The organism is Citrobacter sp. Marseille-Q3906, from assembly GCF_916618775.1.
Lineage (GTDB): Bacteria > Pseudomonadota > Gammaproteobacteria > Enterobacterales > Enterobacteriaceae > Citrobacter > Citrobacter murliniae.
Map to the genome: position 1 here is coordinate 1,695,953 of NZ_CAKAKA010000002.1, position 18,510 is coordinate 1,714,462.

17 protein-coding genes and 1 other annotated feature are annotated in these 18,510 nt (G+C 52.0%); of the genes, 9 read left to right on the plus strand and 8 right to left on the minus strand.

Annotated elements, in window-relative coordinates:
• Nucleotides 1-24: 24 nt before the first annotated feature.
• Entirely contained in the window at nucleotides 25-1,071 is a 1,047-nt protein-coding gene (gene sohB, locus LG384_RS12195) for a protease SohB (RefSeq protein ID WP_225760965.1), read from the minus strand.
• A 222-nt stretch (nucleotides 1,072-1,293) separates the two neighbouring features.
• On the opposite strand from sohB, the gene LG384_RS12200 reads away from it, so the two are divergent.
• Together LG384_RS12200 and cobO are read left to right on the plus strand one after the other, a co-directional pair.
• Nucleotides 1,294-2,055 (plus strand): YciK family oxidoreductase, encoded by a 762-nt coding sequence (locus LG384_RS12200; protein ID WP_225760966.1) that lies wholly within the window; start codon nucleotides 1,294-1,296, stop codon nucleotides 2,053-2,055.
• Nucleotides 2,052-2,642: a cob(I)yrinic acid a,c-diamide adenosyltransferase gene (cobO, locus tag LG384_RS12205; protein ID WP_048221382.1), complete on the plus strand. Its 591-nt coding sequence runs from the start codon at nucleotides 2,052-2,054 to the stop codon at nucleotides 2,640-2,642. The genes LG384_RS12200 and cobO overlap by 4 nt, the downstream gene beginning before the upstream one ends.
• An 83-nt stretch (nucleotides 2,643-2,725) precedes the next feature.
• Here the strand turns inward: cobO and rluB are convergent, their stop codons facing one another.
• The 3 genes from rluB to rnm all read right to left on the minus strand — a co-directional run bounded on the left by rluB (nucleotide 2,726) and on the right by rnm (nucleotide 5,197).
• On the minus strand, nucleotides 2,726-3,601 hold the full coding sequence (rluB, locus tag LG384_RS12210) for a 23S rRNA pseudouridine(2605) synthase RluB (RefSeq protein WP_045443524.1): 876 nt from the start codon (nucleotides 3,599-3,601) through the stop codon (nucleotides 2,726-2,728).
• Between the two features lie 100 nt (nucleotides 3,602-3,701).
• Nucleotides 3,702-4,322, minus strand: coding sequence for an L-threonylcarbamoyladenylate synthase (locus LG384_RS12215; protein WP_045443527.1), 621 nt, complete (start codon nucleotides 4,320-4,322; stop codon nucleotides 3,702-3,704).
• Nucleotides 4,319-5,197: an RNase AM gene (rnm, locus tag LG384_RS12220; RefSeq protein ID WP_200042262.1), complete on the minus strand. Its 879-nt coding sequence runs from the start codon at nucleotides 5,195-5,197 to the stop codon at nucleotides 4,319-4,321. Before rnm ends, LG384_RS12215 begins: the two co-directional genes overlap by 4 nt.
• Before the next feature lie 135 nt (nucleotides 5,198-5,332).
• Between rnm and trpL the strand changes: the two genes are divergently transcribed.
• The 6 genes from trpL (at nucleotide 5,333) to trpA (ending at nucleotide 12,001) form a co-directional block, all read left to right on the plus strand.
• Nucleotides 5,333-5,377, plus strand: a complete 45-nt coding sequence (gene trpL, locus LG384_RS12225) for a trp operon leader peptide (RefSeq protein WP_012905981.1) — start codon at nucleotides 5,333-5,335, stop codon at nucleotides 5,375-5,377.
• Nucleotides 5,354-5,448: a sequence feature (Trp leader region), on the plus strand. It overlaps the preceding gene by 24 nt.
• Before the next feature lie 23 nt (nucleotides 5,449-5,471).
• Nucleotides 5,472-7,034, plus strand: coding sequence for an anthranilate synthase component 1 (locus LG384_RS12230; RefSeq protein WP_225760967.1), 1,563 nt, complete (start codon nucleotides 5,472-5,474; stop codon nucleotides 7,032-7,034).
• Nucleotides 7,034-8,629, plus strand: coding sequence for a bifunctional anthranilate synthase glutamate amidotransferase component TrpG/anthranilate phosphoribosyltransferase TrpD (gene trpD, locus LG384_RS12235; protein WP_045443535.1), 1,596 nt, complete (start codon nucleotides 7,034-7,036; stop codon nucleotides 8,627-8,629). Before LG384_RS12230 ends, trpD begins: the two co-directional genes overlap by 1 nt.
• On the plus strand, nucleotides 8,630-9,991 hold the full coding sequence (gene trpCF, locus LG384_RS12240) for a bifunctional indole-3-glycerol-phosphate synthase TrpC/phosphoribosylanthranilate isomerase TrpF (RefSeq protein ID WP_225760968.1): 1,362 nt from the start codon (nucleotides 8,630-8,632) through the stop codon (nucleotides 9,989-9,991).
• Between the two features lie 10 nt (nucleotides 9,992-10,001).
• Nucleotides 10,002-11,195: a tryptophan synthase subunit beta gene (trpB, locus tag LG384_RS12245; protein WP_045443538.1), complete on the plus strand. Its 1,194-nt coding sequence runs from the start codon at nucleotides 10,002-10,004 to the stop codon at nucleotides 11,193-11,195.
• Nucleotides 11,195-12,001: a tryptophan synthase subunit alpha gene (trpA, locus tag LG384_RS12250; protein WP_045443540.1), complete on the plus strand. Its 807-nt coding sequence runs from the start codon at nucleotides 11,195-11,197 to the stop codon at nucleotides 11,999-12,001. The genes trpB and trpA overlap by 1 nt, the downstream gene beginning before the upstream one ends.
• Nucleotides 12,002-12,035: 34 nt before the next feature.
• Here trpA and LG384_RS12255 read toward each other — a convergent pair whose 3' ends face one another.
• The 4 genes from LG384_RS12255 to LG384_RS12270 form a co-directional block, all read right to left on the minus strand.
• Nucleotides 12,036-13,502 carry a GGDEF domain-containing protein gene (locus LG384_RS12255; protein ID WP_048221379.1) on the minus strand — a complete coding sequence of 489 codons (1,467 nt, stop codon included), beginning with the start codon at nucleotides 13,500-13,502 and terminating at the stop codon, nucleotides 12,036-12,038.
• 864 nt (nucleotides 13,503-14,366) lie between these two features.
• Nucleotides 14,367-15,635 (minus strand): Y-family DNA polymerase, encoded by a 1,269-nt coding sequence (locus LG384_RS12260; RefSeq protein ID WP_048221377.1) that lies wholly within the window; start codon nucleotides 15,633-15,635, stop codon nucleotides 14,367-14,369.
• 2 nt (nucleotides 15,636-15,637) lie between these two features.
• Nucleotides 15,638-16,057 carry a translesion error-prone DNA polymerase V autoproteolytic subunit gene (locus tag LG384_RS12265; RefSeq protein ID WP_200010972.1) on the minus strand — a complete coding sequence of 140 codons (420 nt, stop codon included), beginning with the start codon at nucleotides 16,055-16,057 and terminating at the stop codon, nucleotides 15,638-15,640.
• 99 nt (nucleotides 16,058-16,156) lie between these two features.
• Nucleotides 16,157-16,894, minus strand: coding sequence for a GNAT family N-acetyltransferase (locus LG384_RS12270; protein ID WP_200010975.1), 738 nt, complete (start codon nucleotides 16,892-16,894; stop codon nucleotides 16,157-16,159).
• A gap of 109 nt (nucleotides 16,895-17,003) precedes the next feature.
• Here LG384_RS12270 and LG384_RS12275 point away from each other — a divergent pair, with 109 nt between their 5' ends.
• Nucleotides 17,004-18,482 carry a PLP-dependent aminotransferase family protein gene (locus tag LG384_RS12275; protein ID WP_225760969.1) on the plus strand — a complete coding sequence of 493 codons (1,479 nt, stop codon included), beginning with the start codon at nucleotides 17,004-17,006 and terminating at the stop codon, nucleotides 18,480-18,482.
• Nucleotides 18,483-18,510 lie beyond the last annotated feature (28 nt).

The following is an 18,510-nucleotide window of genomic DNA, read 5'->3' on the forward strand; positions in this document are numbered from 1 at the left end:
TTTTCATTTGTATAGTCTTAAAGCTTACATCAGTGGTTTTTGCCCACGCTGCCACCAACGCAGCAATATGCGATCGGCACTTTCAGCCGCACTACCGGTGAAGCGGTCCATCAGCTTTTTACGCTGCATATAGCGAACGTTAAGCACCTCACGACCGTCCATCAGGCTCAGTATCACCTCGTCGCTGGTATTCACCTCATCCACCAGCCCATTTTCCAGCGCCTGTTGTCCAAACCAGTGCTCCCCGGTGGCAACCTGTTCAATATCCAACGTCGGACGCATGCGATGAACAAAATCTTTAAACAACTGATGGGTTTCGTTCAGATCTTCACGGAACTTCTGTCGCCCTTCTTCCGTATTTTCACCGAGCAACGTCAGCGTCCGTTTGTACTGTCCGGCAGTATGTAGCTCAATATCAATGTCTTTGCCTTTCAGAAAACGGTTAAAGTTAGGGATCTGCGCAACAACCCCAATTGAGCCGACAATGGCAAACGGCGCTGAGACAATTTTATCCGCCACGCAGGCCATCATATATCCGCCGCTGGCCGCAACTTTATCCACCGTTACCGTCAACGGGATCTGCTTATCGCGCAGACGCTGTAACTGTGATGCAGCCAGTCCATAACCATGAACCACACCGCCAGGACTTTCCAGACGAACAACCACCTGATCCTGAGGTTTTACTACCGCGAGTACCGCCGTGACCTCTTCGCGTAACGCACTGACTTCGTGGGCATCCATACTACCTTTAAAATCAAGCACCCAGACGCGGGGTTTGTCTGATGATGCACTTTCCCCCAGCTTCGCTTTTGCTTTGGCAGTTTTCGCTTCCAGCTTGTGTTTTTTTTTCTGCGCTTTATGCCACAGTTTTTGCTGATGACCGTCCAACAGGGCCATCGACAAATCCTCTTTCATCTCTTTATATTGCTCACTGAGATTGATGACCCGTAATTCCCCACGCTGACGTTTGCGTTGAGTAGCATTCACAATCAGCATGACAATAACCGCAATTGCCACCACGACAGTGATGATTTTTGCCAAAAACAGCCCATATTCAGACAACAATTCCACGTATCCCACCTTGGTTTAACAACGCTACTTTTGCTCAGTGTACAACAGGCGTGTTTGCTCGTCTTGCATCATCCATTCGGCAGCAGAATCAGCAAAAAGCATGACAAAGTGTTCATTTTGCGGTGTTATTACCTTTGGCTGATTGAAAAATAGCAGGGTTTAAGGCATAAAGCCGACAAGTTATAGCGAACGGGATGGCCAGAGCGTCGCCGAGGAGTAGCCGTGCATTACCAACCTAAACAAGATCTGTTACACGATCGCATTATTCTGGTCACCGGTGCCAGTGATGGCATCGGACGTGAAGCCGCACTAACCTACGCGCGCTACGGTGCGACCGTTATTCTGCTGGGTCGCAACGAAGATAAACTGCGCCAGGTCGCCCATGCAATTTCCGCTGAAAGTAGCTTTACAGCACTGTGGTTTACGCTGGATCTGCTGACCTGCACTTCTGAAGAGTGTCACCAACTGGCGCAGCGTATCGCCGCGCATTATCCACGCCTGGATGGCGTTCTGCACAATGCCGGATTACTGGGCGATATCTGCCCTATGAGTGAGCAAAATCCACAGGTCTGGCAGGATGTGATGCAGGTTAACGTGAATGCCACTTTTATGCTGACCCAGGCACTGTTACCTTTATTACTCCAGTCTGATTCCGGGTCGCTGGTGTTTACGTCTTCCAGTGTCGGTCGCCAGGGACGAGCCAACTGGGGAGCATATGCTACCTCCAAGTTTGCTACTGAAGGAATGATGCAGGTTCTGGCAGATGAGTACCAGAACCGCCATCTGCGTGTTAACTGTATCAATCCCGGCGGTACACGTACCAGCATGCGAGCCAGCGCATTCCCGACAGAAGATCCGCTAAAATTAAAAACACCCGCCGATATTATGCCGCTGTACCTGTGGCTGATGGGCGACGACAGCCGCCGTAAAACCGGTATGACCTTCGACGCCCAACCGGGCCGTAAACCAGGAATAGCCCAATGAGTGAAGAACGCTATCAGCAGCGCCAACAACGCGTAAAAGAGCGGGTTGACGCACGCGTTGCCGCAGCCAGTGATGAACGCGGAATTATTATTGTCTTTACTGGCAACGGTAAGGGGAAAACCACCGCTGCGTTTGGTACCGCCACGCGTGCAGTCGGTCATGGAAAAAAAGTCGGCGTAGTGCAATTCATTAAAGGTACGTGGCCGAACGGTGAAAGAAACTTACTGGAACCCCACGGCGTGGAGTTTCAGGTAATGGCGACAGGATTTACCTGGGAAACCCAAAACCGTGAATCAGACACTGCCGCCTGTCTGGCCGTGTGGGAACATGGTAAACGCATGCTGGCCGATCCTGAGCTGGATATGGTGGTACTGGATGAACTGACGTATATGGTGGCATATGACTATTTGCCGCTTGAAGAGGTTCTCAACGCCTTAAATACCCGCCCTTCGCATCAGACGGTCATTATTACCGGCCGTGGATGTCATCGCGATATTCTGGAGTTAGCGGATACGGTCAGCGAGCTGCGCCCGGTTAAGCACGCCTTTGAAGCGGGCGTGAAAGCCCAGATGGGGATCGATTACTAACAGTAGGCCGGATAAGGCGCTTACGCCGCATCCGGCTCCACGCTAACGCCTGATGGCGCGTTGCTTATCAGGCCTACTCATGATTAGCCGTTGTTGCTGCGACCACCCGGACGACGACTGCTGCCGACCTGGGTGTGGCGCTTAACCGCACGGCGGATCTGGTTCGCTTTCATACGACGTCGATCTTTCTCAACGGCGACTTTCGATGAGGTTTCCGGCTTTAACTCCACCAGCTCACGCAAATAGTTTGTCTGCGCCAGGTCCAGCTCGGTCCAGCCACCACGTGGCAAACCTTTTGGCAGCGGGATATCGCCATAACGCACGCGGATCAAACGACTAACCTGTACGCCTACAGCTTCCCACAAGCGACGCACTTCGCGGTTACGCCCTTCAGTCAACGTAACGTTATACCACTGGTTAATCCCTTCACCACCGCTGAATTTGATCGTTTTAAATGCTGCCGGACCATCTTCCAGTTGCACGCCACGACTCAGATCACGCAGTTTTGCATCATCAACCTGACCGAACACGCGCACCGCGTATTCACGTTCAACTTCGCGGCTTGGGTGCATCAGACGGTTCGCCAGCTCACCATCGGTGGTAAACAGCAGTAAACCACAGGTATTCACATCCAGACGACCAACTGCAATCCAGCGCGCATCGCGCAGTTTTGGCAAACGGTCAAAAACGGTCGGGCGACCTTCCGGGTCATTACGGGTACACAGTTCACCTTCCGGCTTGTAATACGCCAGAACGCGACAGATTTGCTCCGCAGATTCTTTCACCGAAATCAGATGACCATCGATACGGATTTTCAGACCAGGCGTCACTTCAACGCGATCGCCGAGCGTGGCGATTTTGCCATCAACGCTCACGCGACCCGCTGCAATAATGGATTCAATTTCACGGCGAGAACCGTGGCCAGCGCGCGCCAGCACTTTTTGTAACTTTTCGCTCATAGAGCTTCCTTTAGGTGTCGCCTTCACAGGCGTCGAACAGGAGAATCAACGGCGCCAGTCAGCGCCATTTTAAGGCCGCGTAGTATACCGAGTTGCGCCCTTATAAGAAAGGTTTAACGTCGCCGACGCCTTCACGCAATACCACCGGAGAATCATCGGTTAAATCGATAACCGTTGTCGGCTGCTGCCCGAGATAACCGCCGTGGATAATCAAATCAACCAGCTTCTCCAGACGATCTTTGATCTCTTCCGGATCGGACTCGGTAAATTCACTGCCCGGCAACATCAGCGACGTGGAGAGCATGGGTTCACCCAGTGCCTCCAGCAGCGCCAGCGCGATTGGATTTGATGGTACGCGCAGGCCGATAGTTTTGCGTTTTTCCTGCAGCAGTCGGCGCGGCACCTCTTTTGTCCCTTTCAGGATGAACGTGTAGTTGCCTGGCGTATTGTTTTTAATTAAACGAAAGGCAACGTTATCCACAAAAGAATAGGTCGACAGCTCGGACAGATCGCGGCACATCAGCGTAAAATTGTGCCCATCGGGCAGATGACGGATACGACAAATGCGCTCCATGGCACTTTTATCTTCAATTTTACAGCCTAACGCATAGCCGGAATCGGTTGGATAAACAATCACCCCACCTTTACGCACAATCTCAACGGCCTGGTTGATCAGTCGCTGTTGTGGGTTATCAGGATGAATATAAAAAAACTGGCTCATACTTTCCTCTCTGTAGTCTCGGGCTGTTCCCAAAGCTGCCAGACGCCTTCAACGCCTGCGGGCAACCAGAGTTTACGACCCAATTCAATCCACGGGCATGGCTGATGAAAATCAGACCCTTGTGATGCCCACAACTGATGCTGGCGTGCTAACGTTGCCAGATGGGTACGCTCATTGGGAGACTGTTGACACTGCGCGACTTCCATCGCGTCACCGTGATGTTCAGCAAAATGTGCAACCAGTCTTTTCAGCCACTTAGCGCTAAGATCGTACCGGCCAGGATGAGCCAGCACCGCCTTACCGCCAGAATGATGAATGACATCAATAGCTTGTTCTATTGTACACCACTGCGGCGGAACGTAACCGGTTTTCCCGCGGGCAAGATATTTTTTAAATACATCGGCCATAGTGGTGGCTTTTCCACACTCCACCAGGAAACGCGCAAAATGCCCCCGCGTGACAGCTCCGCCATCAGCCAGACGCAACGCCCCTTCCCATGCTCCCGGAATATGGGCTTTATCCAGTCGTTCAGCAATCAACCGCGCTCGCTGCTGACGACGCTCCGTTTGTTCTGCCAGGAATTCACGCATCATGGGGTGTGCAATATCAATATTCAGACCCACAATATGAATCTCATGATTCTCCCAGACTGTTGAAATTTCAACGCCAGAGATCAGGTTTAACGCTAAACCCGAACGTGAAATTTCTTCTCTTGCCGCCGCAATAGCTGCCGTGGTGTCATGATCGGTGATCGCCAGTGTACCGACTCGCATCTCTACCGCACGGTGTACCAACGCTTCTGGCGTCAATCGTCCGTCGGACGCCGTTGTATGACTGTGCAGGTCGTAAATCACTGCGTAATTCGTGTCGCTCAAGGCGGCTCCCGTTTCTATAAATGTCGTATCACGCTCATCATAGCGGTTCCGACAAATTTACTGAAATCAGGTGTTGACTTTATTCTATCGAACTAGTTAACTAGTACGCAAGTTCACATGAAGAAGGTATCTGAGATGAAAGCAACATTTGTACTGCATGGTTGGTGGCGCACTTCCTGATTTCGGGCAGTGTCTTACGTCTGCAATATGCAACCAGATACCAGGCCCGCTAAATGAGCGGGCTTTTTTTTGAACAAAATTAATGAGAATAACGATGCAAACACAAAAACCGACACTTGAACTGCTGGCCTGTGATGCCGCCTATCGTGAGAATCCGACAGCATTGTTCCATCAGGTCTGCGGCGCTCGCCCGGCGACGTTGTTGCTGGAGTCTGCCGATATCGACAGCAAAAATGATCTGAAAAGCCTGCTGCTGGTCGACAGCGCGTTGCGTATTACCGCTTTAGATGACACCGTCACCATTCAGGCGTTATCTGCTAACGGTGCATCGCTGCTCCCTCTGTTGGATGCCGCCCTGCCCGCAGGTGTTGACAATGAGAAACAGCCAAACGCCCGCCAGTTGCGTTTTCCGGCCGTAAGCCCATTGCTGGATGAAGATGCCCGCTTATGTTCGCTTTCCGTTTTTGACGCTTTTCGTTTATTGCAGGAACTGGTCAACGTTCCGGCGCAAGAGCGTGAGGCGATGTTCTTCGGCGGTCTGTTTTCCTACGATTTAGTCGCCGGATTTGAAGATTTACCTCAGCTTGAAGCGGGTAACCGTTGCCCTGACTACTGCTTCTACCTGGCTGAAACACTGATGGTCATCGACCACCAGAAAAAAAGCACTCGTATCCAGGCCAGCGTATTTACCCCCAGTGAAGAGGAAAAACGCCGTCTGAATGCGCGTCTGGCACAGCTGAGCCAGCAGTTAACCGAACCTGCGCCGCCGCTACCGGTCACGGATGTACCAGACATGCGCTGTGAGTGCAATCAGAGCGACGAAGAGTTCGGTGCAGTCGTACGTAGCTTGCAAAAAGCCATTCGTGCAGGCGAAATTTTCCAGGTGGTCCCTTCCCGCCGTTTTTCGCTTCCTTGTCCGTCACCACTGGCCGCTTACTATGTGCTGAAGAAGAGCAATCCCAGCCCGTACATGTTTTTCATGCAGGATAATGATTTCACACTGTTCGGTGCATCCCCGGAAAGCTCACTGAAATACGATGCCACCAGCCGCCAGATTGAGATCTACCCGATTGCCGGGACCCGCCCTCGCGGTCGTCGTGCAGACGGAACGCTGGATCGCGATCTCGACAGTCGTATTGAACTGGAGATGCGCACCGATCACAAAGAACTTTCTGAGCACCTGATGTTGGTGGACCTTGCACGTAACGACCTGGCACGAATCTGTACACCGGGCAGCCGCTACGTTGCTGATCTGACCAAAGTTGACCGCTATTCATTTGTTATGCACCTGGTCTCCCGCGTCGTGGGCGAACTGCGTAACGATTTAGATGTCCTGCATGCTTACCGCGCCTGTATGAACATGGGTACGCTGAGCGGTGCGCCAAAAGTTCGCGCCATGCAGCTTATCGCGGAAGCGGAAGGCCGCCGCCGCGGTAGCTATGGCGGAGCAGTAGGCTATTTCACTGCCCATGGCGATCTGGACACCTGCATTGTGATCCGCTCCGCGCTGGTGGAAGACGGCATTGCCACCGTACAGGCCGGTGCCGGGATTGTTCTGGATTCTGTTCCGCAGTCTGAAGCCGATGAAACTCGTAATAAAGCACGTGCGGTTCTGCGTGCTATCGCTACCGCGCACCATGCACAGGAGACATTCTAATGGCTGATATTCTGCTGCTCGATAACATCGACTCTTTCACCTATAACCTGGCAGATCAGCTGCGTACTAACGGTCATAACGTCGTCATTTACCGTAACCATATTCCGGCACAGACGTTAATTGACCGGTTAGCGACTATGAAAAACCCGGTACTGATGCTCTCGCCAGGCCCCGGTGCGCCAAGCGAAGCAGGCTGTATGCCGGAGCTGTTAACCCGTCTGCGCGGTAAGCTGCCGATCATCGGCATTTGTCTGGGACATCAGGCGATTGTCGAAGCCTACGGTGGATATGTGGGTCAGGCTGGTGAAATTTTGCACGGCAAAGCCTCCAGCATTGAGCATGACGGCCAGGCTATGTTCGCAGGTCTGGCGAATCCGCTGCCGGTAGCGCGCTATCACTCGCTGGTAGGCAGTAACGTTCCAGCCGGACTGACCATTAACGCCCACTTTAACGGCATGGTGATGGCGGTGCGCCATGACACCGATCGCGTGTGCGGTTTCCAGTTCCATCCTGAGTCGATTCTCACCACCCAGGGCGCACGTTTACTGGAACAAACGCTGGCCTGGGCGCAACAGAAGCTGGAACAAACCAACATCCTGCAGCCAATTCTGGAGAAACTGTACCAGGCTCAAACGCTCACACAACAGGAGAGCCACCAGCTGTTTTCCGCCGTAGTACGTGGTGAACTGAAGCCCGAACAACTGGCCGCTGCGCTGGTGAGTATGAAAGTGCGTGGTGAGCATCCAAATGAAATCGCTGGTGCAGCCACCGCTCTGCTGGAAAATGCCGCACCGTTCCCGCGTCCGGACTATCTGTTCGCCGATATCGTTGGTACCGGCGGCGACGGCAGCAACAGTATCAATATTTCCACCGCCAGCGCGTTCGTCGCCGCAGCCTGTGGGTTAAAAGTAGCTAAACACGGTAACCGCAGCGTATCCAGTAAGTCTGGATCCTCGGATCTGCTGGCGGCATTTGGCATCAATCTGGATATGAACGCCGATAAATCCCGGCTGGCGCTCGATGAACTGGGCGTCTGCTTTCTGTTTGCGCCGAAGTACCACACCGGTTTTCGTCACGCAATGCCGGTCCGCCAGCAGCTAAAAACCCGCACGCTGTTTAACGTGCTTGGACCGCTGATTAACCCGGCGCATCCGCCGCTGGCGCTGATCGGTGTCTACAGTCCGGAACTGGTACTGCCGATTGCCGAAACGCTGCGCGTACTGGGATATCAGCGTGCGGCCGTGGTTCATAGCGGCGGAATGGATGAAGTTTCACTGCATGCGCCAACCATCGTAGCTGAGCTGCATGATGGCGAAATCAAGAGTTATCAGCTGACAGCGGATGACTTTGGCCTGACGCCATACCATCAGGAACAGCTGGCAGGCGGCACCCCGGAAGAAAACCGTGACATTCTCAGTCGCTTGTTACAAGGTAAAGGTGAAGCCGCTCACGAGGCTGCTGTTGCCGCGAATGTCGCCATGTTAATGCGCCTGCACGGTGAAGAAGATTTAAAAGCCAATGCGCAAACTGTGATTAACGTACTGCGCAGCGGAGCGGCTTATGACCGTGTCACTGCACTGGCAGCAAGAGGGTAAATGATGCAAACCGTTTTAGCGAAAATTGTCGCAGACAAGGCGATTTGGGTAGACGCCCGCAAACAGCAACAACCACTGGCCGGCTTTCAAAATGACGTTCAGCCTAGCTCCCGTCATTTCTACGATGCGCTGCAGGGGACCCGCACCGCGTTTATTCTGGAGTGTAAAAAAGCGTCCCCGTCAAAAGGCGTGATCCGCGATAACTTCGATCCGGCTCAAATTGCGGGTGTGTATAAACATTATGCTTCAGCGATTTCTGTACTGACCGACGAGAAATATTTTCAGGGAAGCTTTGATTTCCTGCCAATTGTTAGCCGCATCGCACCGCAGCCGATCCTGTGTAAGGACTTTATTATCGATCCTTACCAGATTTACCTGGCGCGTTATTACCAGGCGGATGCCTGTCTGCTGATGTTATCGGTATTAGACGACGAGCAATATCGCCAGCTCTCCGCCGTGGCTCACAGTCTGAAAATGGGCGTACTGACGGAAGTCAGTAACGAAGAGGAACTGGAACGCGCGATTGCACTTGGCGCAAAAGTCGTCGGTATTAACAACCGTGATTTACGTGACCTGTCGATTGACCTGAATCGCACCCGCCAGCTGGCACCGCGACTGGGTCACGGCGTAACCGTCATCAGCGAGTCCGGCATCAATACCTACGGCCAGGTACGTGAACTTAGTCACTTCGCCAATGGTTTCTTGATTGGATCCGCGTTGATGTCCCATGACGATCTCCATGCCGCGGTGCGTCGCGTTCTGCTCGGCGAAAATAAAGTGTGCGGCCTGACCCGGGCGCAGGATGCAAAAGCTGCGTATGAAGCAGGTGCGATCTATGGCGGGTTAATTTTTGTCCCCTCTTCTCCGCGCGTCGTTGGTGTTGAGCAGGCACGTGAGGTCATGGCAGGCGCACCACTACAGTATGTCGGCGTGTTTCGTCATCACGATATTGATGACGTGTGTGTAAAAGTCAAAAATCTGGCGCTCACAGCCGTGCAATTACACGGCAACGAAGATCAGACATATATCGATACGCTGCGCGCCACATTGCCGGAACACGTGCAAATCTGGAAAGCGTTAAGCGTTGGTGAGTCACTGCCTGCCCGGAGCTATCAACATGTTGATAAATACATTTTCGACAACGGGCTCGGCGGCAGCGGTCAACGTTTTGACTGGACACTTTTAGGCGGACAATCGCTGGATAACGTTCTTCTGGCTGGCGGACTTGGCGCAGATAACTGCGTTGAGGCAGCTAAAACCGGCTGTGCCGGTCTCGATTTCAATTCTGGCGTAGAGTCGCAGCCGGGCATCAAAGACGCTCGTCTTCTGGCTTCGGTCTTTCAAACACTGCGCGCATATTAAGGAAAAGGACATGACAACATTACTCAACCCCTATTTTGGTGAATTTGGTGGCATGTATGTGCCGCAGATTCTGATGCCAGCGCTGCGTCAACTGGAAGAAGCATTCGTCAGTGCGCAGAAAGACCCTGAGTTCCAGGCTCAGTTTACCGATCTGCTGAAAAACTATGCGGGTCGCCCTACTGCACTGACCAAATGCCAGAACATCACCGCAGGCACAAACACCACGCTGTATCTCAAGCGTGAAGATCTGCTGCACGGCGGTGCGCACAAAACCAACCAGGTGTTGGGCCAGGCGTTACTGGCAAAACGCATGGGGAAAACCGAAATCATCGCGGAGACCGGCGCGGGTCAGCACGGTGTTGCGTCTGCTCTCGCCAGTGCTCTGCTGGGCCTCAAGTGCCGCATTTACATGGGTGCAAAAGACGTCGAACGCCAGTCGCCAAACGTCTTCCGTATGCGCCTGATGGGTGCAGAAGTGATCCCGGTACACAGCGGTTCCGCCACGCTGAAAGATGCATGTAACGAAGCGCTGCGCGACTGGTCTGGCAGTTACGATACCGCGCACTATATGCTCGGTACGGCGGCTGGCCCGCACCCATTCCCAACCATTGTGCGTGAATTCCAGCGCATGATCGGGGAAGAAACCAAAGCGCAGATCCTGGAAAAAGAAGGCCGCCTGCCGGATGCGGTTATCGCTTGTGTCGGCGGTGGTTCAAATGCTATTGGCATGTTTGCTGATTTCATAAACGACGCCAGCGTCGGTCTGATTGGCGTTGAGCCGGGTGGTCACGGAATTGAATCCGGTGAACACGGCGCACCATTAAAGCATGGTCGCGTCGGGATTTACTTCGGTATGAAATCCCCCATGATGCAGACCGAAGAGGGACAGATTGAAGAGTCCTACTCGATTTCCGCGGGCCTGGACTTCCCGTCAGTCGGGCCACAGCATGCTTATCTGAACAGCATCGGTCGTGCTGACTATGTTTCGATTACCGATGACGAAGCGCTGGAAGCCTTTAAAACGCTGTGTCTCCATGAGGGAATTATTCCAGCACTGGAATCTTCTCACGCCCTGGCACACGCATTGAAAATGATGCATGAAAACCCGGAAAAAGAGCAGTTGCTGGTGGTCAATCTCTCCGGTCGCGGCGACAAAGACATTTTCACCGTACACGATATTCTGAAAGCGCGAGGGGAAATCTGATGGAACGTTATGAAAGCCTGTTTACCCAGTTGAAAGACCGCAAGGAAGGCGCTTTTGTCCCTTTCGTCACCCTCGGCGATCCTTCTGTTGAACAGTCACTGAAAATTATTGATACATTGATCGACGCCGGTGCCGACGCGCTTGAACTTGGTATTCCGTTCTCTGACCCACTGGCTGACGGCCCGACAATTCAGGAAGCCACATTACGTGCGTTTGCAGCAGGCGTCACACCGTCGCAGTGTTTTGAAATGCTGGCGCTGATTCGTCAGAAGCACCCTGCCATTCCTATTGGCTTGCTGATGTACGCCAATCTGGTCTTCAGCAAAGGTATTGACGAGTTTTACGCTCAGTGTGAAAAAGTCGGCGTGGATTCTGTGTTAGTGGCTGATGTGCCAATTGAAGAGTCAGCACCGTTCAGGGCTGCTGCATTACGCCATAACGTTGCACCTATTTTCATCTGCCCGCCGAACGCTGACGACGAACTGTTACAACAGATTGCCGCCAGTGGACGCGGTTATACCTACCTGCTTTCGCGGGCAGGCGTAACAGGTGCAGAAAATCGGGCAGCGTTACCGTTGCACCATCTGGTCGAAAAATTGAAAGAATACAATGCGCCTCCCGCCTTACAGGGCTTTGGTATCTCTGCGCCTGAGCAGGTAAAAGGGGCGATTGAAGCAGGTGCTGCTGGCGCCATTTCCGGCTCAGCGGTTGTAAAAATCATCGAAAAAAATGTTTCAGCTCCGGAACAGATGCTGTCTGAACTGAAAGCTTTTGCCAGTGCGATGAAAGCCGCCACCCGTCAGTAATTTATAAAGCCGCCAGAACTTCCTCTGGCGGCTTTTATACTTTTGCCAGTTTCATCTTATACATTTCGTTATCCGCATTCTGGATTGCCACATCCAGCTCACCATTAACTTCTGCAATACCCCATGACACCGACAGCGGCACTGTATGACCATCCACCACAAATACGTGGCTGTTGACCTGCCCACTAATACGCTCGGCTATGGCAAGAGCATCACTCGCCTGGGAGCGAAACAGCAGGATCATAAATTCATCCCCACCGGTGCGGATCACGATATCGTGACTGGTTCGGGTGTTAGACAGCATTCTGTTGGCAATAGTTTGCAGCGCACGATCCCCAGCCGCATGGCCCCAGGTGTCGTTGACAGCCTTGAACTTATTACAGTCCAGCAGCACCACTGAACAGTGTGATAAATCCCGTCGTTTGATAATGTCGAGGATCTTGCGATTAAAACAGCCGGTCAGGGAGTCGATATATACCTTGAGATCACTCTCATTAAGCCATGTTTTCAACGAAAAGCTGATCATAATGAAGAAGAATGGCGCCAGGAGAATAACAATCCCGGCCTGGGGATCCCGCACCATAAATCGGCTGAGTGAGATTGAATAATGCAGGGCATATTTTTCTGACAAACTTCTGACCGAGTAGTGGGCGCCATTACATTTTCCGGATAAACAAAGACTCTCCAGGTTGAGTAAATTGACCAGCGCCACGTTAAGTCCCGCCGGGATCCGATACTCAAACGCGTTCGCCAGCGCCTCCTTTAGTTCCGGCTTCGCATGGTCATAAACCAGGTACGCCACAATATGGTCAGTGACTTCTTTACCTGAAAGATCGTAGATATAACTCACCACGCTAAACGCCTTTTCACCGGTAATTTTATCGGTATAAAAGTTCGTTGAACTGAGAGCTTTGTTTTTGACATTTTTTTGCAGTAATCGGGTATAAAAATCGACGGGCGGATAGAAAAAACTGGAAACATCCTTCGCCATCTCAGAATCAGAATAATTGAAGTTACGAGCATCGGCAGGCATAAACCAGTAAAAATAGTCAGCATCCTTGGCGATGATATAACGATGTGCATCGAAGGTCCCCGGATTCAGCTCGTTCACCTTCCCTCGAATAAACTCAGCCGCCGTGTACATACACAGAGCCTGACTACTGATTTTTTTGGCGATAATACTCCCCGATGCCGAATGTACCCGCGCTCGATCGGCATTGATTCCCCATTCATCCTTATTCCGCGGAACGAATTGCGACATATCGCCACATTGCCCGGCATTTCTGATGTGATGATAGCGTTCCCCAATTGCATCAGAGAGAAGTTCATTGTCGTTAAAAATGTCCATCATGCGCGATTGCAGACGGTTGATCCCTTCACTCGCAGTGGCCATACGTTGTTCGTAAATGATAAACAGGAACAACGAGGTAAATATCAGAGTAATCAGGCCCGATACCAGCAATGCCTGCCTGTTTCTGAGCTTATCCTGCACAATCTTCACGAACCCACCCTGATAGTTAACAGTATGACCAAACCAATTACCCGCTTATATTGTTGCATAACAGCCCTGAGTGCTTGTCAAAGATGTCAATTATTCTGTTACTGATGATAAGGTGAAGTCACACCGTCTCCGAGAGATAAAGTTACAGATTTATTTAAAAAAAGAACATGTTTTGTTAACAAAAATCAAGAGTTAGCTATCACCAGCGATCGGACAGACCGCCCGACAATCGCTTACGCCCGCAACATAACCAGTTTCGATTTCACAGACAGGGCTGGCGCTGCAGCGAGAATTTGTTTCAGGCGATAAGTTTGCTTAAAGAGTAGCATTACATTGAAGGGGAAAAGGCCGGATGAGAAGTACAGAACATAAAAAAAGGAGACGGAAGTGCCAGTAATGATGGCGCGGCACTGGCTGGCCAATTCGCATTACCCTCGTGACATAAGTCGTTGGCAATACAGAAAATCAGGGACCAGAATGGGTGCATCCTCTGTCAATACCGCGCCGATTTTCCCTTGCTTTGGTTCCCCCCTAAATTAAACGCTTTGAGAGGGAAGCAGCGGAAGTTGAGACTCAATGATGTCTCAGTTGTCCATTGCTATGTTTAGGTCCTATTCGACCTGCCTCTATCAGAATTTCCTCTATGAGTTCTTCAAGGCACTCCTTTCCATGATGATCACAGACAAGATGCACCTGTCGGGAAATTTCTTCGTGCTTCATACCATCACATAATGCTGCCTTGAGCATTAAGGTGGCCCATCGTTTTGCTTCAGAGTGAGTTAGCATAACCCCTCCCGATATTTGATACCTCTATAAGCGTAGCTGTCTGGGTGTGAATCACCGGACTTTCCTGGCTTCATAAGTCTAGCGGACTCGAAGAAGATCTGCGTATCTGGTGGTATAACGAGGAGAGAGCATTTCTCGCTTCATCTGCCACTGTTGCTGAATCCCTTGCCCGGCGAAATACAACGTCCCTCTGCCCTCTTTAGCATTCAGGAGATCCAGTACCTCCATCAATTTTTCACTGCCTGCACGCGGTGCGTTATCATCAAACAAATTGAGTTGGGCCACGCCCTGGCTGTAAAAATCACCCAGCATGACTCCCGCTTTCTGATAGCGATATCCAGTTTTCCATATGGCATCCAGGCTTCGTATCGCTGCAGCAATGATATCCCTGCTGTCCTGAGTTGGAGTAAGCAGCTTCACCGATGCACTGTTACTGTAAAACGGTTCATTCAGCGCAAATGGCGAGGTTTTAACGAAAACGGATATGAACCGGCAATATTGATGTTCGCTACGCAGTTTTTCCGCAGCTCGCGACGCATAGCTGCAGATAGCCTGACGCATAGCCTCATATCCGGTGATCCATTCACCAAACGACCGGGAACAGACTATTTCCTGTTTAGCCGGTGCAAATTCTTCCAGCGCCAGACAAGGTTCAGCACGCAATTCACGTACCGTTCTTTCGAGTACGACAGTGAAATGCTTGCGAATAAAACGGATGTCGGTATCAGCCAGATCCAGAACCGTTTTAATCCCCATGCTGTCCAGTTTTTTGCTGATACGGCGACCCACCCCCCAGACTTCATCGACAGGCAATGCAGCCATGAGTTTGCGCTGTCGCTCAAGATTCGATAAGTCCACAACACCGCCCGTCTGCCGCGGCCACTTTTTTGCCGCATGGTTAGCCAGCTTGGCCAACGTTTTGGTCTGGGCAATGCCGACCCCGACGGCGAGGTGAGTGCGCTGTTGTATCGTTGCGCAGATTTCCCTGCCGAAGTCGGTCAGATCACGACAATTCCTTACGCCCGTCAGATCGCAGAACGCCTCATCTATACTGTACATCTCCACGCGGGGGGACAACTCTTCCAGTGTGGACATCACCCGGAGACTCATATCCGCGTAGAGTTCATAATTACTGCTAAAACACACTACTCCGCAGCGGCGAAACAAATCCTTTTGTTTGAAATATGGATCGCCCATTTTTACCCCAACGGCTTTTGCTTCAGGACTTCGGGCTATAACACAGCCATCGTTGTTTGACAGAACGACAACCGGCCTTCCCTTCAAATCTGGCCGGAATGCCGTCTCACACCTGGCATAAAACGCGTTCACATCAACCAGTGCAAACATGATTAGACAGTCGCTTTTACGATAAACGTCACCACACCAAAGACATCCAGCGTCTCCTCGCTACCCAGCAGAATAGGAGCGTAGGCGCTGTTCTCCGGTTTAAGCATAACTGTCGGGTGAAGTTGCAGGCGTTTAACCGTGAATTCACCATCGATGGCAGCAATAACAATATCGCCATGAACTGCTTTTCTGGAACTGTCGACGACCAGCAAATCACCATTACTGATCCCTGCCCCAATCATGGAATCCCCGGAAGATTTTACAAAATACGTTGCGCTGGGGTGACGCACTAACAACTCATTCAGGTCAATACGCTTCTCAACATAGTCCTGAGCTGGCGAGGGGAATCCGCAGGGCACATGGTCACTGAATAGCGGGAAGCTTTTGATTTCGCGGGGTTCCGCAGGCTGGAAAAACAACATGATGATCTGCCTTCACAATAACTGTATTTATATACAGTAGTATTTTATGGAAAACAGATCAAGAAAGGGATGTCCATGCTGATTTTGCCTGCTGCAGGCTTAACGATATTGCGGTTCATCCTGTCGCATTTTTGCAATCAAGTTACCGAGTTTTTCCTGTTGATTACCATCATCATCGAAGTTATCTGCCGCTAACCATTTTTCGTAGGCGATGCGCAACGCAGGATACTCACCGTCAATGATTGAATACCAGGCGGTGTCACGGTTGCGCCCGCGGTACACAACGGCCTGGCGGAAAATGCCTTCAAATCGGAAGCCGAAGCGTTCTGCCGCCGCTCGGGACGGAGCATTGAGTGAGTCGCACTTCCATTCCAGCCGGCGATAACGGAGCTCCTCAAAAACATAGCGAAGCAGCAGCGCCATAACCTCCGTAGATATACGCGTACGCTTCATGCGCGGCGAATAGGTCACATAGCCGACCTCAATGACCCCGTTAGCGGGATCAATCCGCATAAGTGCAACCGTACCAGACGGCTTGCCGCTGGCCTTATCAATCACAGCGTAATGCAGCGGATCGCGCAACGTTTCGGCACTCTGCAGACTGGTGCGGTAGGATACTTCACTCTCGAAAGGTCCTGACGGCAGATAGGTCCAGTCGCGCTCATCCGGCGCTTCGCAGTATGCCTCATAAAGATCAGCTGCATGACGTTCAGCGCTGATGCGTTCAAGCCGACAATAGCGACCTTCCAGTGATTTTTCACCGGGAAGTTTCGCGCCACTCCAGCCAGAGAGTTCGGCGCCGACAGGCTGGTTAAAGCGATTCATTATATTAGTCATGGTGACGATCAGCTCCTTTGAGACGGGATCATTAACAGAGTCAGAGGATGAAATAATTGTGGTATCCTGAAAAGAGCCACGGTTTTAGTTTTTGATAGGTCCACGACATATGTTTGATATCACCGCCCCTCTGACGCCGGGGGTAATCTCCCCAGGCGGTGAACCGCTATCTCTGCAAAAACAGCTTACAGAGCGTATTCAGCAGGCGATTCTGAGTGGCCACCTGCCAGCGGGCTCGAGCCTGATATCATCCCGAACGCTGGCAAAAGAGCTCGGTGTATCGCGGAATACCGTTGTGAACGTTTATGAACACCTGGCAGCAGAAGGGTATATTCTGGCCGATCGCCAGGGCACTCGTGTGGCATCCCTGTCAGGCGCCGACCGCAAAAACGTCTCCCCGGTATCGCCGGACACGCCCGCAGTCCGTCTGGCTGATCGCCTCAGACCGATTCTGGAAACCCCGTTACAACCGGTACACGATGCACTGTTATCTCCCGGCATGCCCGCAATCAGGGAATTTCCGCTGGCTGCCTGGCGACGCTCCCTTGACCGGGCGGTCAGACAGTTGCAATCCCACTCGCTGGGCTATAGCGAACCGGCAGGCGAACGCACTCTACGAGAAGCGATAGCAACGCATCTGTATGTTGCGCGCGGAGTGCGTTGCGATGTTTCCCAGATAATCGTGACCGAGGGAGCAAAACAGGCGCTGGAGCTTTGCGTAACGCTGCTGACAGATCCTGGCGATACGGTCTGGATGGAAGACCCCGGCTATCGTGGGGCAAAGGCAGCATTCTCTGCTGGTAATTTGCATACGGTATTGATGGCGGTGGACGAAGAAGGTATACGCGTACCAAAGGATGCATGGACGACCCATACACCAAGGCTAATTTATACCTCCCCTGCCCATCAATATCCCACCGGGGCGGTGATGTCCGTCGCCAGACGACTGGCGCTGATTTCAAAAGCCAGCCGCACCGGAGCATGGTTGATAGAAGACGACTACGATGGCGACTTCAGGCACTCTGGCGGACCGATAGCCAGCATGCAGGGACTCGTATCACATACGCCTGTACTCTACATCGGCTCGTTCAGTAAGACGATGTTTCCCTCCTTAAAGCTGGGATTCCTTGTACTTCCTGCGCGCGTAATGGCACAGGCAAAAACGGTATTGAATGAAATTCTCCGAAATGGCCAACAATTGCAGCAGATGGCTATGGCTGATTTCATGAAAAGTGGAGAGTTTGGCCGACATCTGGGGCGGATGCGACGACTCTACCGCGAGCGCCAGCGTATTTTACGCGAGGCGCTGATAGCCGACTTTTCACCGGTTCAGATTCTCGGGGGTAAATCAGGAATGCACCTGACGCTGAAGCTGGCAGCGGGAGATGATGACAAAAGGATCGCTGAATTAGCCCACCAGCATGGTCTGGGCGTTCAGGCTTTGTCATCATTCTGTACGAGGCCCGGCGCGGTTTCTGGTCTTGTGATTGGCTACGGAAATACCTCCAGTAACGATATTCCGGCGGCGATCGGCATGCTTACAAACCTGATTAAACAAGAGCGGAACGTCAAAACATGCCGCAGTTAAGCGTGAGCGTACGTAACATCCAATTTAA

Bases quoted from the DNA above. Each gene is read 5' to 3' on its own strand.
- cobO (WP_048221382.1), top strand. From the start codon at position 2,052: ATGAGTGAAGAACGCTATCAGCAGCGCCAACAACGCGTAAAAGAGCGG.
- rluB (WP_045443524.1), bottom strand. From the start codon at position 3,601: ATGAGCGAAAAGTTACAAAAAGTGCTGGCGCGCGCTGGCCACGGTTCT.
- LG384_RS12215 (WP_045443527.1), bottom strand. From the start codon at position 4,322: ATGAGCCAGTTTTTTTATATTCATCCTGATAACCCACAACAGCGACTG.
- LG384_RS12230 (WP_225760967.1), top strand. From the start codon at position 5,472: ATGCAAACACAAAAACCGACACTTGAACTGCTGGCCTGTGATGCCGCC.
- trpD (WP_045443535.1), top strand. From the start codon at position 7,034: ATGGCTGATATTCTGCTGCTCGATAACATCGACTCTTTCACCTATAAC.
- trpCF (WP_225760968.1), top strand. From the start codon at position 8,630: ATGATGCAAACCGTTTTAGCGAAAATTGTCGCAGACAAGGCGATTTGG.
- trpB (WP_045443538.1), top strand. From the start codon at position 10,002: ATGACAACATTACTCAACCCCTATTTTGGTGAATTTGGTGGCATGTAT.
- trpA (WP_045443540.1), top strand. From the start codon at position 11,195: ATGGAACGTTATGAAAGCCTGTTTACCCAGTTGAAAGACCGCAAGGAA.
- LG384_RS12260 (WP_048221377.1), bottom strand. From the start codon at position 15,635: ATGTTTGCACTGGTTGATGTGAACGCGTTTTATGCCAGGTGTGAGACG.
- LG384_RS12265 (WP_200010972.1), bottom strand. From the start codon at position 16,057: ATGTTGTTTTTCCAGCCTGCGGAACCCCGCGAAATCAAAAGCTTCCCG.
- LG384_RS12270 (WP_200010975.1), bottom strand. From the start codon at position 16,894: ATGACTAATATAATGAATCGCTTTAACCAGCCTGTCGGCGCCGAACTC.
- LG384_RS12275 (WP_225760969.1), top strand. From the start codon at position 17,004: ATGTTTGATATCACCGCCCCTCTGACGCCGGGGGTAATCTCCCCAGGC.